Origin of the sequence: Mesorhizobium sp. M0136 (genome assembly GCF_040322515.1) — a bacterium.
Taxonomy (GTDB): Bacteria; Pseudomonadota; Alphaproteobacteria; order Rhizobiales; family Rhizobiaceae; genus Mesorhizobium.
On the sequence record NZ_JAMYTP010000026.1, the window covers coordinates 26679 to 41143 of the forward strand.

The following is a 14465-nucleotide window of genomic DNA, read 5'->3' on the forward strand; positions in this document are numbered from 1 at the left end:
GCTCTAACTAGCTGTTTTGCCACATTTATGCGGACGCCGAATGATTCCATTTGGCTGCAAAATGCTCCAAGGGAAGTTGGCCATTCGGTGCGACCGCCATCTTGTCGCAACGGCCGCCGGCGGGGCTTGTTTCATCCCACCGAGGAAGAGGCCGCCGATGCCTGGTCGCCAAGCGACTGCTCCGGCTCCCTGCTCGACAATGATGGCCTTCTTGCCGGCCGCAGTCAGTTCGGCCGCCGCGACAAGGCCGGCAAGGCCGGCGCCGACGATGATCACATCCGCATCGTCGGACATCTATTTGGCCATGATCTCGTCCAAAAACCGGCCAGTTGTAGGATCACGGCCGGCCTAGACTGCCTCCCAGCCTTCCTTCTCGCCGGCGCGGAAGATGGCATCGATGACCTTCTGGTTGAGCACCGATTCTTCCAGGGTGAAGACACGATCCTTGCCACCCTGTGCCGCCCGCGCGAAGGCCTCGACTTCCAGCCGGTACTGTTGCGTGCCGGGAAAGCGGAAGACCTGCGCCTCGCTGTGGTTCTGGTTGTGCAGTTCGACGCGGTGATGGTCGTAGAGTCCGGCGTTAAACGGTGAGAACACCTCGATGAAGCCCTTCTCGCCGTGGAAGACCATCACCTGGCGTGCCGCCATCTGCGTCGAAAGGTAAAACGACAGCTCGAAGTCGCCGAAATCGGCGCGGATCGAGGAATAGATGTCGGTGCCGAATGTCTTGTCGCGCTCGATCGTCGCCTGGACGCGCAGCGGCTCCTTGCCGGTCGAAAAGCGCGTCGATACCGTCGGATAGACGCCGATGTCGGGCAGCGCGCCGCCGCCGAGATCGAGCTTGTTGCGCATGTTGTTGGGGTCGACATTGTAGTAGGAGAACGCGCCCTGGACATGGCGCAGCCGGCCGATGGCGCCGTTGGCGATCAGCTCGCGCACCTTGATCCATTGCGGGTGGTAGACGACCATGAAGGCTTCGCAGACCAGCACCTTCCTGGCATCGCGCAGCTTGATCAGTGGCGGAATGTCCTTGGCGTCGAGAGCCAGTGGCTTTTCGACCAGAACATGCTTGCCGGCCTCGATCGCCTTGGCTGTCCATTCGACATGCTGCGAGGTCGGCAGCGGAATGTAGACGCCGTCGATGTCGCTGGAGGCGAGCAACTCCTCATAGGAGCCGAAAGCATGGCGCGCCCCGAAGCGTTCGCCCAGCGCCCGAGCTTTCGACAGATCGCGGCTGGCGATCGCCGACAGCACGCCGTTCTCCGCCTCGACGATTGCCGGCAAAAGCTGCTCGCGGCCGATTTTGGCCGTCGACAAAACACCCCATCGGAACATCAGATTTCTCCTCTCGATTGCAGGCCTGGAGGTTTGCCTGAAATCGGCGGAAAAGCCAATGCGGGAGCATGGTTCCTCGCCCCACGAAGTGGGGAGAGGAACCCAGGTCCTGCAGCGACGGTGAAATCGCAGGAAGAACCGCTCAACCCCTTCTACCCGTCAGCGTCATGTCGAATTCGACGACGTTGGAATAAATCGGCGTGCCGACATCCATGCCATAGCGCGACCGCAACACCTTGCCTGTGACGTGGAACTTTATCGTGCCCGCCTTGAGGCCGCCGAGCTCGGCCGTGAACTTTTCCTGAAAGGTCTTGCCGCGCGCCGTCAGCCGGCCGGTGACAAGGGCCGACGTGTCGCCGGTGCGTTTGACGCTGGTCGAACGGAACTGGATCTCCGGATTGTTGGTCGCGTCGAAAACCGCGTCCGAGCGGAGAAAGGCATCGATGCGGCTTTGGCCGGTACCGACGCTTTCGGGGAAGATGGTGAAATTGACCTGGGACCGGCCGACATCGCTGTTGTCGATAAGGATATTGCCCTTGAAGCGGGAGAAGGCACCGTCGAGCCCGCCGCCGCCGAGCTTGGCGATGGAGAAGTGGATGCTGGAACTCCCTGGGCTGATCGTGTAGCTGCCGGCCGCCTCGCCAAGGGCAACGGCGGCGAAAACAGGCATGGCAAAACAAGCGGCGGCTGCCGCAAATCCGAAGATGCGCGCGTACATGGAAATGGTCCTCTTGGCAGGCAACGCTTTCTTGCGTCCTCGCCCCATGAACGAATGAGCCGCCCGCTCTATTCCGTCTCGCGATGTGACGAAGCCGTGATCATGCGCGTCAGCACGGTATCCCTCAGCCAGAAATGATGACGCAGCGCAGCGGCGAGATGCAAAGCGACAAGTCCGATGCCGGCATAAGCGAGATACCAGTGCGTCGCTGCCCAGAAGCTTTCCGCCATGTCCGATTCACCAAGCGGCAGATTGGGCATTACGAACAGATTGAACGGCACGCTCGGGATCTCCAGCACCGAGACCGAGACCAGTGCCCAGCCGGACAGCGGCAGAGCGAGCTGAAAAGCATAAAGCGCAAGATGGACAAGCGGCGCCATGCGGCGCTCGAAAGAGCCGACTGAGCGCGGCAGCGGCGGGGCCGGTCTGCCAAGGCGCCAGGCGATGCGCAGGATGACCAGCCCAAGCAGCAGGAAACCGAAGGATTTATGCAGCTGAATCAGCTCGAAGGCGGTGCGCTGGCTGGACAGCCGCACCATGACGAAGCCGAGCACGAACTGGCCGATAAAGAGCGCCGCGATCAGCCAGTGAAGGATGATCGCTGTCCAGCCGTAGCCGGTCGGCTGGTGTTTGGGCAGTGCTGACATGGTCTGTGAACGAATGCCAGGTCGGCTTTCTTCCACCCCGGAAAGGCGGTTTCCACTTATGTTTGAAGACGACTAATTGCCGATGCCAACGGCCGTAAGACGAGCATTCACGCCGAAATAGATTGCCCTCCGCTGTTCCGACGGTGCCCTATGTACTCACTTTGAAGAAATCGACAAAGGCCCTGAGCGCCGGCCGCATCTGGCGTCGGCTCGGATAATAGACGAAGAAACCATCGAAGGGCGGGCACCAGTCCTCCAGCACGCGAACAAGCTTGCCGGCGGCGAGCGGGTCGCGGACATAGTCCTCGAACACGAAGGCGAGCCCGGCGCCATCAACCGCAGCATTGGCAATCAGATGGTCCTCGTCGAGGATCAATGGCCCTTGCACCGGGATTTCGATCTCCTCGCCGTTTTTCTCGAATTCCCAGCGATAGATGATGCCGCTGGAGAAGCGGAAGCGGATGCAGCGGTGAGCGGCGAGATCGCGCGGATGCTGCGGCTTGGGCCTGGTCTCGAAGTAGGATGGCGTGCCGACCACCGCGCCGCGAAGGTTCGGCCCGATGCGCACTGCGATCATGTCGCGCTGCAGGCTCTCGCCCAGCCGCACACCGGCATCGAAGCCGCCCTCGACCACATCGGTGAAGCGGTCATCGATGACGATCTCCAGCACGATGTCGGGATAGGCAGCGGCAAAGGCGCCGAGCCTTGGCGTCAGCGCCAGGTGGGCGGCGGTGCGCGGCACGGTCAGCCTGAGATTGCCCGCCGGCCGGTCGCGCGCCTCGATCGCCGATTCCAGCGCCAGGTCGATTTCCGACAGCGCCGGCCTGAGGCGCTCGAGCAGTTGCGCGCCCTCCTCGGTCGGAGCGACGCTGCGCGTGCTGCGCGCCAGAAGGCGCACGCCGAGGCGCGCTTCCAGGCTGGACACCGCGTGGCTGACCGCCGACGGCGCGATTGCCAGCTCCTTGGCGGCGCCGCGAAAACTGCCGCATTGGGCGACCGTTGCCAGCACGGCAAGCTGTGAAAGATGTGTTCGCTTCATTGATCTATTTTTGGGAACAGCCCGTGCAAATAAGAGGCGATTATCGAACACTGCGCAAGACGGTATCTCTGTGGCATCACAACCATCACAACAAGGAGACACGTGATGCAAACCCGCAAGCTCGGCAATGAACTCGACGTCTACCCAGTCGGCCTCGGCTGCATGGGGATGAGCTTTGCTTATGGTGGCCAGCCGGAGGCGGAGGCGATTGCCACGCTGCGCCACGCCGTCGAGATCGGGGTCAATTTCTTCGACACCGCCGAGGTCTATGGCCCCTACGAGAACGAGATCCTGGTCGGCAAGGCGCTGAAGCCGGTGCGTGATCATGTGACGATCGCGACCAAATTTGGTTTCAAGATCCTCGAAGAAGGCAGCGGCACCGAGCGCATGGCCGGCGTCGACAGCCGCCCGGAGCATGTCAAGGCGGTGGCCGAAGCGTCGTTGAAGCGGCTGGATACCGAGATCATCGATCTCTACTACCAGCACCGCGTCGACCCCAGCGTGCCGATCGAGGATACGGTCGGCGCCATGGCCGAGCTTGTACGCGAGGGCAAGGTGCGGGCGCTCGGCCTGTCGGAGGCGAGTGCGGCGACCATCCGCCGGGCGCATGCCGTGCATCCGATCGCCGCGGTGCAGAGCGAATATTCGTTGTGGAGCCGCGATCCGGAGGAGGAGGTGTTTGCCGTCTGCCGCGAGCTCGGCATCGGCTTTGTCCCCTATAGCCCGCTCGGCCGCGGCCTGCTTACCGCCACGATCACCAAGCCCGATGTTCTCGGCGCCGACGACTGGCGCCGCGGGTTGCCGCGCTTCCAGGCCGACGCCATGGCGGCCAATGCGGCGGTTGTCGCCGTGCTGGAAAAGATGGCCGCCGAGAAGGACGTGGCGCCGGCGCAGCTGGCGCTCGCCTGGGTGCTGCATCAGGGCGACTTCATCGTGCCGATCCCCGGTGCTCGCAAGATCCGACATCTCGAACAGAATACGGCGGCAGCCGATATCGTGCTGACCCCGGCCGAAGTGGCATCTATTGGCGACGCCCTGTCGCCGGAAAAGGTGATGGGCAAGCGCTATACCGAGGAGCTGCTGGCCCTGGTCGACGGGTGAACGGCAATCGACAGTGCAATCGAAACGGGGCGTTTCGGCACCCCGTTTCGAGTGCCGCAGCGGTGCAAATAATTGCGAGAAATTGGCGCGAAACACTCCCCTCTGTCCTGCCGGACATCTCCCCCTCAAGGAGGGAAGTTGGACGTCACCTCGGCTTGGCCAATCACCGGCGCCGGAAGGGCGGGCAGGGCGATGGAACTGCCAATCTCCCTTCTTGCGGGAGATGCCCGGCAGGGCAGGTGCCTCGCGCCGACATTCTACCAAGGCACGACAGTAATCTCCGGCCAGCACTCCTGTGCCCGCCTGCCCTTCATCTCATGGGTCCGCTGATTATCCAGCACCCTGTTAGGCGTGATGCGGAACGAAAAGATGTCGTCGAGCCCGAACGGTGCCACCAGATCGAGGCGCCCCTCGGCATCGAAGCGGACGCCGACGGCATGCGTCTTCGACGCAAAATAGCTGACCGATTCGCTAGCGCTCATATAACGCGGGCATTCCTGCCCGAACCTGCTCGGATACCACAGATGCACCCGTGCCTGATTGCGCACCTCGACCGGCAGCTTCAGCCCTTCGAAATGCTCCGCTGCACAACGAATGACCAAATCCTCGGCCTCGTAGGACAGATCGCTCTCATCGAAATAGAACAGGTCGACATCTTTGATGCCGTACCCCGAGGGCTTTCCGGTCAGATGATTCCAGACGCTGTTGTAAAGCGCGCCGGAGACGACCAGCCAGTCCGGCAGGCCTAGCACCCGTACCCGCGACAGCGTCTCACTGACCAGCGGATCGGCTGAGACGATATCGAGAAAGACTGCACGCTGTTCCTCGAAGGGCAGCCCTGAATAGCGCAAATGGTCCATCGCCCTTTGGACGGCGATTCGCCAGGCGCTCGCAACCCCTCAGCCGCGCAGCACACCGCCGATCTGCTTGTGCACATTCTCGACGATGCGCTTGGCCAGCGCCTCGAAATCCTCATCGGTCAGCGTCTTTTCGACCGGCTGGATCGACACCTCGATGGCGATCGATTTCTTCGCCGCGCCGAGGGCGGCACCCTCGAAAACATCGAACACCGAGACGCCGGAAATCAGCTTCCTGTCGGCGGCTAGGGCGGCGCGAACGAGTGTGCCGGCTTCGACCGCCTTGTCGACGACGAAGGCGAAGTCGCGCTTGACCGCCTGGAAGGCGGACAGATCGAGCCTTGGCTTTGTCCGCGTCGGCTTGGCCTTCGGCTCGGGCACCGCATCAATGAATACTTCGAAGCCGCAGAGCGGGCCGGAGACGTCAAGCCCTTCCAGCGTCTTCGGGTGGAATTCGCCGAATGTGCCGAGCACGACCTTCGGCCCGAGCTTGATCGTGCCGGAGCGGCCGGGATGATACCAGGCCGGGCCGCCGGCCTCGATCTGCAGCCGCTCGACCGGCGCGCCGCAGGCTTCGAGTGCTGCGATCGCATCGGCCTTGGCATCGAAGACGCCGACGGCGCCGGCGTTGCCGGCCCAATGGCGGCCGGAGCCCTCGAGCTTGGCGGTGCCGCGCCGCACGCCGGCGGCAACCCGCCGCTGCTGGTCGGCGCCGTCGCCCTCGTAAGTGCCCGACACTTCGAACAGCGCGACATCGCCGATGCCCTTGTCGGCATTGCGTTGCGCTGCCGCGATCAGCCCCGGGAGCAGCGACGGCCGCATATCCGACATATCGGCGGCGATCGGGTTGGCGAGCTTTAGCGCCTGCTGGCCGCCGCCGAACAATTCGGCGTGTTTTGCCGGAATGAACGACCAGGTGACGGCCTCCATCATGCCGCGCACGGCAAGCGCCCGCTTGGCGCCGCGGGTGCGTATCTGCAGCACAGTCAGGATTTTGCTGTTGACCGCATCGTGCGAACCAAGCGGCTGCGGCGCGATATTGTCGACGCCGTGGATGCGCATGACCTCCTCGACCAGGTCGGCCTTGCCGTCGACATCCGGCCGCCAGGACGGGACCGCTACATTGACGACATCGCCCGTGCCCTCCGACCTGAAGCCGAGGCGGGCAAGAATGTCGAGGCTCGTCGAGCGCGGCACTTCGATGCCGGTCAGCCGCTTCACTTCCGACAAAGGGAACGAGACGATCTTCGGCCGATGGCCGGCATAGCCGACGACCTCGGTTTGCGCCGGCGTGCCGCCGCAGAAATCGAGCACCAGCTTCGTTGCCAGCTCCACGCCGGGAACCATCATTTCCGGGTCGACGCCACGCTCGAAGCGGTAGCGTGCATCGCTGATGATGCCGAGCGTGCGGCCGGTGCGGGCGGTGGCGATCGGGTCCCAAAGCGCCGACTCGATCAGCACATCGGTGGTGTTCTCGTCACACCCGGAATGCTCGCCGCCCATGATGCCGGCGATCGATTCGATGCCGTCCTGGTCTGCGATCACGCACATCTCAGGCGTCAGCGTGTATTCGCGGCCGTCGAGCGCCAGCACCTTTTCGCCGTCACGCGCCCGGCGCACGGTGAGATTGCCGGTGACCTTCCCAGCGTCAAAAACATGCAGCGGCCGACCGCGGTCGAAGGTGACGTAATTGGTGATATCGACGAGCGCGCTGATCGGCCTCAAGCCGATGGCGAGAAGCCTTTGCTGCAGCCATTTCGGCGACGGTCCGTTCTTGACGCCGCGCACCAGGCGCAGCGCAAAGCCGGGGCAGAGCTCCGGCGCTTCGATCGTCACCTTGACCGGCGTCGCGCCCCTGCCTGGGATCGGCTCTATCGGCGCGCTCTTCAGCGTACCGAGCCCGCTCGCCGCCAGATCGCGGGCGATACCATGGACACTGGCGGCATCCGGCCGGTTCGGCGTCAGATTGATCTCGATCAGCGGGTCGTCGAGATGGGCATAGGCGGCGAAACTGGTGCCGACCGGCGCATCGGCCGGCAGGTCGATGATGCCGTCATGCTCTTCGGATAATTCGAGCTCACGTTCGGAGCACATCATGCCGTGGCTTTCAACGCCGCGGATCTTGCCGACGGTCAGCGTCACGTCGATGCCGGGGATATAGGTGCCCGGTGCTGCAAAGGCGCCGATCAGCCCGGCGCGAGCGTTCGGCGCTCCACACACGACCTGCACCGGCGGCTTGCCGTCGCCTGTGTCGACGGTCAGCACGCGAAGCCGGTCGGCGTCGGGATGCTGCACCGCCGTCACCACCTTGGCGATGACGAAGGGGGCCAGGCTCGCCCGGTCGTCGACATGCTCGACCTCGAGGCCGATCGAGGTGAGACGCTCGACGATTTCCGCCAGCGAGGCATCGGTCTCGAGGTGGTCTTTGAGCCAGGAGAGGGTGAGTTTCATGACTGTGTTCCGTCTGGTCTTTGCCGGCTGACTGGTCTTTCCAGGCTGACTGGTCTGGGCACATCGCACTTGAAGCTATGCGGCCGCGCGTCCGACATGTGCAGGAAGGCGAGCTGTCCGCGGATTTGCTGCAGCCCGCTCATCACGCGCTCAAGCCCCCGAACAGCGTTGGCATGTCGAGCGGCCTAAAACCGTAATGCGAAAGCCAGCGGACATCGGCGTCGAAGAAGGCGCGCAGATCCGGCATGCCGTATTTCAGCATGGCGATGCGGTCGATGCCCATGCCCCAGGCGAAGCCCTGATATTCGTCAGGATCGAGGCCACCGTAACGGAGCACATTGGGGTGCACCATGCCGCAGCCGAGGATCTCCATCCAGTCGGAGCCTTCGCCGAAGCGCACCTCGCCCGGCCGCGAACGGTCGCACTGGATATCGACCTCGAGGCTGGGCTCGGTGAACGGGAAGAAGGACGGCCGGAAGCGCATCTTCACGCTCGGCACCTCGAAGAAGGCCTTGCAGAACTCCTCCAGCACCCATTTCATGTTGGCGACGTTGGCCGACTTGTCGATCACCAGCCCCTCGACCTGATGGAACATCGGCGAGTGGGTGGCATCGGAATCCTGCCGGTAGGTCTTGCCGGGGATGACGATGCGGATCGGCGGCTTCTGCATCTCCATGGTGCGGATCTGCACCGGCGAGGTGTGGGTGCGCAAAAGCTTGCGTTCGCCCTTCTCGTCCGGCTGGAAAAAGAAGGTGTCGTGCATCTCGCGCGCCGGGTGGCCTTCCGGGAAGTTCAGCGAGGTGAAATTGTAATAGTCGGTCTCGATGTCGGGGCCTTCGGCGATGGCAAAGCCGAGATCGCCGAAGATCGCCGCGATCTCGTCGATGACCTGGCTGATAGGATGGATGCGGCCGCGCTCGGCCGGCGATTGTCTGACCGGCAGCGTCACGTCAACCTTCTCGGCGGCGAGACGCGCCATAATCGCCGCGTCCTTCAGCTCGGCGCGGCGAGCAGAAAGCGCCTCGGTGACGCGGTTCTTGAGGCCGTTGATCGCGGGGCCCTTGACCTGGCGCTCCTCGGCGCTCATCGAGCCAAGCGTCTTCAGCATCTCGGAAACCGAGCCCTTCTTGCCGAGGGCCGCGACACGCACCGCCTCGATCGCCTGCTCGTCGGCGGCCGAGGCAATCTCGGCCATCAGGGAATGTTCGAGAGTTTCCATGTCACTCATGTTCCAGATCCGATTGGAAGCAAAGAAAAACCCGCGCCAGCCCTGCCAGCGCGGGTTTCCCAAATCAAGTGTCGAATAGCTTGGGAAGCGCTGGTCTTAAGCGACAGCGCTTTCAAAAGCATTCGGCGTGGTGTTCTTGAGATATTCGAGCGCGACCTTGGCCTTGGCCACGAGTGCGGCGAAGGCCTGCGGCTCGTGGATGGCCATGTCCGACAGGATCTTGCGGTCGATCTCGATGCCAGCCTTGTTGAGACCGTCGATGAAGCGGCCGTAGGTCAGGCCATGCTCATGCGTCGCCGCATTGATGCGCTGGATCCACAGCGCGCGGAACGAACGCTTGCGATTCTTGCGGTCGCGATAGGCGTACTGCAGCGACTTTTCCACCGCCTGCTTGGCGATCCGGATGGTGTTCTTGCGACGGCCGTAAAAACCCTTGGCGGCTTTCAGGACCTTCTTGTGCTTGGCGTGCGAGGTGACGCCTCTCTTTACGCGTGCCATGTCATGATCTCCTTAAACGTTGTCCAGGCCGAATGCTCTAAAGGCCGTTCGGCAGAAAATTCTTGATGACCTTCTTGCCGTCCGGTTCAGCCAGAACCATCGTGCCGCGGGCATTTCGAATGAACTTGTTGGAACGCTTGATCATGCCGTGACGTTTGCCGGCCGCAGCCGACAGAACTTTACCCGTACCTGTGATCTTGAACCGCTTCTTAGCGGCCGACTTGGTCTTCATCTTGGGCATTTTGCTACTCCGTTTATATGCGCACCAATGCGCTTTTTGTTCGCTTCAGGCCGACCAAAGCCCGAAAAGCAAATGAAACCGCCACGGCATGCCCTGCCGGGCGGTTTTTTGGGAACGGCGCTCCTATACGTCAAAGCGGGCTGGCGCGCAACACCCCGTACCGAGCAACACTGTACTCAGCAACACTGCACTCAGGGGAGACGGAACAGCACCGGCAATATGCCGGACTGCTGGGCGCCGTCGATCAGTTCGAAAGCCGGCAAGGCAACCAGGAAGACCAGACCGTCCAGCAGCGTGGTTCGCAGCAGGCGCGGCTTGAAGCCGCCGGTGTCGCCTTCCTGGTACAGCGACAGCTTCGGAAAAAAGCGCGGCACTTTCGCCAGGTAGGCCTGGTATGGCGCGCCGAGAACCTCCTTGAGGAATTTCTCCTCGCGCAGGATAACGATGTAAAAGGCACCCGCGCAGAGCGCTGCAAAGCCGATCGTGGCGGTGATCGAGCCGATCTGTGCGCCGACACCGGCGGCAGCTAACGTAGAGAAGACATAGAGCGGGTTGCGGGTGATCGAATAGGGGCCGCCGGTCACCACTTCGGAGGATTTGCGACCGCCGATATAGAGCGTCGACCACAAGCGCCCGACGATGCCGAGAAAGATCAGCACGACGCCAACCATTTCGATCGTTTCATGCACGGGCGTATCGGGCGGAAAAACCGACTGCCCGAACAAAAGCATCGCGAACAGGACGACGACGACGACGGCAAGCACCATCCTGCGCGTGTGCTGGTAGCTGCCCAGCCCATATTTGGCTTCCGAATGCTTGACGTCATTGACCATGTCGGGAATCCGATCGTCGAGGGAACCAGAGCGTCTTTGCTCTCGCCGGCGATCGCAGCGTCTGGCTAAGAAAACAGGCGCCCCGCCGATCGCCGGGACGCCTTGCAACATGATTCAGGCGGATTTTATGCACGTCGCCCAAAAGTGCGCAGCGGTTTTGCGACAACGACATGCACAAAACAGAACTAAAGCGCAACGCGCTTTAGCGGGGCGCCAGCACCATCATCATCTGGCGGCCTTCGAGCTTCGGTTCGGCTTCGACCTTGGCGATGGGCGCCACTTCCTCGCGAACCTTGTTCAGAAGCTGCATGCCGAGTTCCATATGCGCCATCTCGCGACCGCGGAAGCGCAATGTCAGCTTGACCTTGTCGCCTTCCTCGAAAAAGCGCCGGACAGCCTTCATCTTGGTCTCGTAGTCGTGGCTGTCGATGTTCGGGCGCATCTTGATCTCCTTGATCTCGATGACCTTCTGGTTCTTGCGCGCCTCGGCCGCCTTCTTCTGGTTGGCGTATTTCAGCTTGCCGAGATCGAGGATCTTTACCACGGGCGGCACTGCATTGGGCGATATCTCGACCAGGTCGAGCCCAGCCTCTTCGGCGAGCAGCAATGCGTCGTTGATGGAGACATCGCCGCGGTTCTGGCCTTCGGCGTCGATTAGCTGGACCCGGGGAACCCGGATGTCACGGTTGGAGCGCGGGCCTTCCTTGGTGGGCGCCGCTGCTTTGAAAGGTCTGCGAATGGTCGTGGTCTCCTTGAGCCGTTTCGTTAAGGGGTTCTTCAGTTCAGAATTGCGAACGCGCAATGTGGTGAGCGCGCGGTCGGAGTCAATAGCACAGCATTCTCAGGAAATCACCTGCCCGATGAATGCTCCTCTGCACCAAGCGAAGAAAGTAGCAGAGCACTTTTCGTTGAACCCCCGCTTGTGCCAAAAGACCGGCGTGAGGGAATACACCATGAGCACCACCCCGATCTTCCTGGACGTCGACGGGACGAGCATCGCCGTCAGGCATGCGGCAGGTGCCGAGCCCGGCATCGTCTGGCTTGGCGGCTACAAATCCGACATGCTGGGCACCAAGGCCGAAACCTTGTCGGAATGGACGCGCAAAGAAGGCCGCGCCTTCCTGCGCCACGATTATTCCGGCCACGGCGAATCGAGTGGTGCCTTTGCCGACGGCACCATCTCGAAATGGCTGCGCGAGAGCCTGGCGGTTTTCCGCCGTTTCACCCAGGGCAGGCAAATCCTGGTCGGTTCGTCGATGGGCGCCTGGATCGCGCTGCGCATGGTGCAGGAGTTGCGCAAGGCGGGAGAGAACAGCGTCGCCGGCCTTGTGCTGCTGGCGCCGGCGCCCGATTTCACGTTCGAACTGGTGGAGCCGGTGCTGACCGGGGCGCAGAAGCGCGACCTCAGGAAAAAGGGCTTTTTCGAAGAGCCGTCGGACTATTCCGCCGAACCGTACATCTACACGCGCGGACTGATCGAGGACGGCCGCAACAACCGGGTGATGACCGGGCCGATCGACACGCACTGTCCGGTCCACATCCTGCAAGGCCTGGCCGATCCCGACGTGCCGTCGAGCCATGCGTTGAAGCTGGTCAGCCTACTGCCGGCCGACGACGTCACGCTGTCGCTCATCCCCGACGGCGACCACCGCCTGTCGCGGCCGCAGGATCTCGACATGCTGGTGCGGGCGGTGGACGCTATGGTGCGGCAGGCGGGATAGAGGCATGCGCATTTCCATTCCGGTGTCCGCCTTCGTCGCGGCGATCGTCGGCTTCGGCGGTACGCTGGCCATCGTCATTGCCGCCGCCAAGGCGGTCGGCGCAACGCAGGTCGAGACCGCAAGCTGGGTGACGGCGCTTTGCCTGGCGATGGCGATCGAGAGCCTGTGGCTGTCCTGGCGCACAAAAATGCCGGTCATTACCGCATGGTCGACGCCAGGCGTGGCGCTGATCGCCGCGTCGACCGGCTTTTCGATGGGTGAGGCGGTTGGCGCCTTCGTCGTCACCGCGGTCCTGCTGATCGCCACAGGCCTGTTCAGGCCCTTGACCAAGCTGATCGCCAGAATACCGGCGTCCGTCGCATCCGGAATGCTGGCCGGCATCGTCGTCACCTTCGCCATCAATGCGGTGAAGACCGTTCCCGTCGACCCCTGGCTGATCCTGCCGCTGGTTGCGGCGTTCTTCGTCATCCGCCTGTTCAACCCGGCGCTGTCGGTGCTGCTGGTGCTGATCGGCGGCGGTCTCGCCGCCTTCCTCACCGGCCGGGTCGGCGGTCTGCCGGCACCGGAACTCTCGAGCTTGATGCTGGTGATGCCGCGGTTCACCGCCACTGCAATCATCGGCCTCGCCTTGCCGCTCTACCTCGTCACCATGGCCTCGCAGAACCTGTCCGGCCTCGCCGTGCTGAGGGCAGCCGGCTATCATCCCGAACCCGGGCCGCTGATCGGCGTCACCGGCCTGTTTTCGCTGCTGACGGCGCCGTTCGGCGCCTCGACTACCAATCTGGCGGCAATCTCGGCGGCGATCTGCACCGGGCCCGACGTGCATCCCGATCCGGCCGAGCGCTGGAAGACCGCGCCGTTCTATGCGTTGGCCTATCTCGTCTTTGCCCTGTTCGGCGCCTCGCTGGTGGCGATCTTCGCCGTATTGCCGCAGAGCCTGATCGCGCTGGTCGCCGGCCTGGCGCTGATGGCGCCGCTCGCCAATGCATTGTCGATCGCCTTGAAAGACGAGGACGAGCGGATGGCCGCCACGGTCACCTTCGCCGTCACCGCATCGGGGCTGACGCTGTTCGGCGTCGGCGCGGCGTTCTGGGGGCTGATTGCCGGATTAGTCGTGCTTTTCCTCGAAAATCTTAAAAAGCGATAATCATTTCAGCCGCTTGTCCGGTTTTGGCGATCGCTGTCTTGAATCGCCGTTTTCTCCATCCCATTTCGATTCGACGCAGCCGGATTTGGCTGTCTCCAACTGAAGGATTGGGAGAAATGAACACATCTGCATTGATCCGTCCGGCCTGGACGCCGGCGACCATCGCGTTGATGGTGATCGGGTTCATGGTGTTCTGGCCGCTCGGCTTGGCCATGCTCGCCTACATCATCTGGGGCGACCGGCTCGACGGCTTCAAGCGTGACGTCAACCGCGCCACCGACGGCATCTTCGCCGGCTGCCGCCGTGGTTCCGACAAGGCCGCGCGCTGGGGTCATGGCTCCGCCCGCACCGGCAACGTCGCGTTCGACGACTGGCGCGAAAAGGAACTCGAGCGGCTTGCCGAGGAACGCCGCAAGCTCGACGAGATGCTGAGCGAGTTCGACGAATATGCCCGCGAATTGCGCCGCGCCAAGGACCAGGAAGAGTTCGACCGCTTCATGGCCAACCGCAACAAGTCGACGTCGCCCACGACCGGGTCGGCGACGAACAACAAACCCAGCGGCAAATCCACGCCGGGCCTGCTTGACGAGTAAGGTCCCGTGCCCAGATAGATAATCCAACGGCGTCGCGTCAGCGGCGCCGTTTCTTT

At 62.9% G+C, this 14465-nt stretch carries 16 protein-coding genes; 4 read left to right on the top strand and 12 right to left on the bottom strand.

Going from position 1 to position 14465, the window contains the following annotated elements; all coding sequences use genetic code 11:
- Positions 1-3: 3 nt before the first annotated feature.
- The 5 genes from NKJ35_RS25710 to NKJ35_RS25730 all read right to left on the bottom strand — a co-directional run bounded on the left by NKJ35_RS25710 (position 4) and on the right by NKJ35_RS25730 (position 3739).
- The gene (locus NKJ35_RS25710) at positions 4-294 is read right to left on the bottom strand and encodes an FAD-dependent oxidoreductase (RefSeq protein WP_352650167.1); all 291 of its coding nucleotides are present in this window, start codon (positions 292-294) and stop codon (positions 4-6) included.
- A gap of 54 nt (positions 295-348) precedes the next feature.
- Positions 349-1335, bottom strand: coding sequence for a Gfo/Idh/MocA family protein (locus tag NKJ35_RS25715; RefSeq protein WP_352490432.1), 987 nt, complete (start codon positions 1333-1335; stop codon positions 349-351).
- 142 nt (positions 1336-1477) lie between these two features.
- Positions 1478-2053: a YceI family protein gene (locus NKJ35_RS25720; protein ID WP_352650168.1), complete on the bottom strand. Its 576-nt coding sequence runs from the start codon at positions 2051-2053 to the stop codon at positions 1478-1480.
- Positions 2054-2121: 68 nt separating this feature from the next.
- Positions 2122-2700 (bottom strand): cytochrome b, encoded by a 579-nt coding sequence (locus NKJ35_RS25725; RefSeq protein ID WP_352650169.1) that lies wholly within the window; start codon positions 2698-2700, stop codon positions 2122-2124.
- Positions 2701-2848: 148 nt separating this feature from the next.
- Positions 2849-3739: a LysR family transcriptional regulator gene (locus tag NKJ35_RS25730; RefSeq protein WP_352650171.1), complete on the bottom strand. Its 891-nt coding sequence runs from the start codon at positions 3737-3739 to the stop codon at positions 2849-2851.
- 105 nt (positions 3740-3844) lie between these two features.
- On the opposite strand from NKJ35_RS25730, the gene NKJ35_RS25735 reads away from it, so the two are divergent.
- Positions 3845-4840: an aldo/keto reductase gene (locus NKJ35_RS25735; RefSeq protein WP_352650172.1), complete on the top strand. Its 996-nt coding sequence runs from the start codon at positions 3845-3847 to the stop codon at positions 4838-4840.
- 257 nt (positions 4841-5097) lie between these two features.
- Here NKJ35_RS25735 and NKJ35_RS25740 read toward each other — a convergent pair whose 3' ends face one another.
- From NKJ35_RS25740 to infC, 7 genes are all read right to left on the bottom strand, one after another.
- Positions 5098-5700 carry a nucleotidyltransferase family protein gene (locus tag NKJ35_RS25740; RefSeq protein ID WP_352650173.1) on the bottom strand — a complete coding sequence of 201 codons (603 nt, stop codon included), beginning with the start codon at positions 5698-5700 and terminating at the stop codon, positions 5098-5100.
- 39 nt (positions 5701-5739) lie between these two features.
- A complete protein-coding gene (gene pheT, locus NKJ35_RS25745; RefSeq protein WP_352650174.1) occupies positions 5740-8148 on the bottom strand; it encodes a phenylalanine--tRNA ligase subunit beta in 2409 nt (802 codons plus the stop codon).
- 142 nt (positions 8149-8290) lie between these two features.
- Positions 8291-9376, bottom strand: coding sequence for a phenylalanine--tRNA ligase subunit alpha (gene pheS / locus NKJ35_RS25750; RefSeq protein WP_352650176.1), 1086 nt, complete (start codon positions 9374-9376; stop codon positions 8291-8293).
- Between the two features lie 96 nt (positions 9377-9472).
- Positions 9473-9874 carry a 50S ribosomal protein L20 gene (gene rplT, locus NKJ35_RS25755; protein ID WP_006201247.1) on the bottom strand — a complete coding sequence of 134 codons (402 nt, stop codon included), beginning with the start codon at positions 9872-9874 and terminating at the stop codon, positions 9473-9475.
- Between the two features lie 37 nt (positions 9875-9911).
- On the bottom strand, positions 9912-10115 hold the full coding sequence (rpmI, locus tag NKJ35_RS25760; RefSeq protein WP_006201248.1) for a 50S ribosomal protein L35: 204 nt from the start codon (positions 10113-10115) through the stop codon (positions 9912-9914).
- 191 nt (positions 10116-10306) lie between these two features.
- A complete protein-coding gene (locus NKJ35_RS25765) occupies positions 10307-10948 on the bottom strand; it encodes a methyltransferase family protein (protein ID WP_254815960.1) in 642 nt (213 codons plus the stop codon).
- Positions 10949-11150: 202 nt separating this feature from the next.
- Positions 11151-11687: a translation initiation factor IF-3 gene (gene infC / locus NKJ35_RS25770; RefSeq protein ID WP_023677573.1), complete on the bottom strand. Its 537-nt coding sequence runs from the start codon at positions 11685-11687 to the stop codon at positions 11151-11153.
- Positions 11688-11901: 214 nt separating this feature from the next.
- On the opposite strand from infC, the gene NKJ35_RS25775 reads away from it, so the two are divergent.
- From NKJ35_RS25775 to NKJ35_RS25785, 3 genes are all read left to right on the top strand, one after another.
- Positions 11902-12669, top strand: a complete 768-nt coding sequence (locus NKJ35_RS25775) for an alpha/beta hydrolase (RefSeq protein WP_352650178.1) — start codon at positions 11902-11904, stop codon at positions 12667-12669.
- Positions 12670-12673: 4 nt separating this feature from the next.
- Entirely contained in the window at positions 12674-13816 is a 1143-nt protein-coding gene (locus NKJ35_RS25780; protein WP_352650180.1) for a benzoate/H(+) symporter BenE family transporter, read from the top strand.
- Between the two features lie 116 nt (positions 13817-13932).
- Positions 13933-14409, top strand: coding sequence for a DUF2852 domain-containing protein (locus NKJ35_RS25785; protein WP_352650182.1), 477 nt, complete (start codon positions 13933-13935; stop codon positions 14407-14409).
- Positions 14410-14465 lie beyond the last annotated feature (56 nt).

Excerpts from the sequence above, each read along its gene's own strand:
- NKJ35_RS25785 (WP_352650182.1), top strand. The coding sequence starts at position 13,933 with ATGAACACATCTGCATTGATCCGTCCGGCCTGGACGCCGGCGACCATC.
- NKJ35_RS25765 (WP_254815960.1), bottom strand. The coding sequence starts at position 10,948 with ATGGTCAATGACGTCAAGCATTCGGAAGCCAAATATGGGCTGGGCAGC.
- NKJ35_RS25720 (WP_352650168.1), bottom strand. The coding sequence starts at position 2,053 with ATGTACGCGCGCATCTTCGGATTTGCGGCAGCCGCCGCTTGTTTTGCC.
- NKJ35_RS25730 (WP_352650171.1), bottom strand. The coding sequence starts at position 3,739 with ATGAAGCGAACACATCTTTCACAGCTTGCCGTGCTGGCAACGGTCGCC.
- pheS (WP_352650176.1), bottom strand. The coding sequence starts at position 9,376 with ATGAGTGACATGGAAACTCTCGAACATTCCCTGATGGCCGAGATTGCC.
- NKJ35_RS25780 (WP_352650180.1), top strand. The coding sequence starts at position 12,674 with ATGCGCATTTCCATTCCGGTGTCCGCCTTCGTCGCGGCGATCGTCGGC.
- rpmI (WP_006201248.1), bottom strand. The coding sequence starts at position 10,115 with ATGCCCAAGATGAAGACCAAGTCGGCCGCTAAGAAGCGGTTCAAGATC.
- NKJ35_RS25775 (WP_352650178.1), top strand. The coding sequence starts at position 11,902 with ATGAGCACCACCCCGATCTTCCTGGACGTCGACGGGACGAGCATCGCC.
- NKJ35_RS25715 (WP_352490432.1), bottom strand. The coding sequence starts at position 1,335 with ATGTTCCGATGGGGTGTTTTGTCGACGGCCAAAATCGGCCGCGAGCAG.
- NKJ35_RS25710 (WP_352650167.1), bottom strand. The coding sequence starts at position 294 with ATGTCCGACGATGCGGATGTGATCATCGTCGGCGCCGGCCTTGCCGGC.
- NKJ35_RS25735 (WP_352650172.1), top strand. The coding sequence starts at position 3,845 with ATGCAAACCCGCAAGCTCGGCAATGAACTCGACGTCTACCCAGTCGGC.
- NKJ35_RS25725 (WP_352650169.1), bottom strand. The coding sequence starts at position 2,700 with ATGTCAGCACTGCCCAAACACCAGCCGACCGGCTACGGCTGGACAGCG.
- rplT (WP_006201247.1), bottom strand. The coding sequence starts at position 9,874 with ATGGCACGCGTAAAGAGAGGCGTCACCTCGCACGCCAAGCACAAGAAG.
- NKJ35_RS25740 (WP_352650173.1), bottom strand. The coding sequence starts at position 5,700 with ATGGACCATTTGCGCTATTCAGGGCTGCCCTTCGAGGAACAGCGTGCA.
- pheT (WP_352650174.1), bottom strand. The coding sequence starts at position 8,148 with ATGAAACTCACCCTCTCCTGGCTCAAAGACCACCTCGAGACCGATGCC.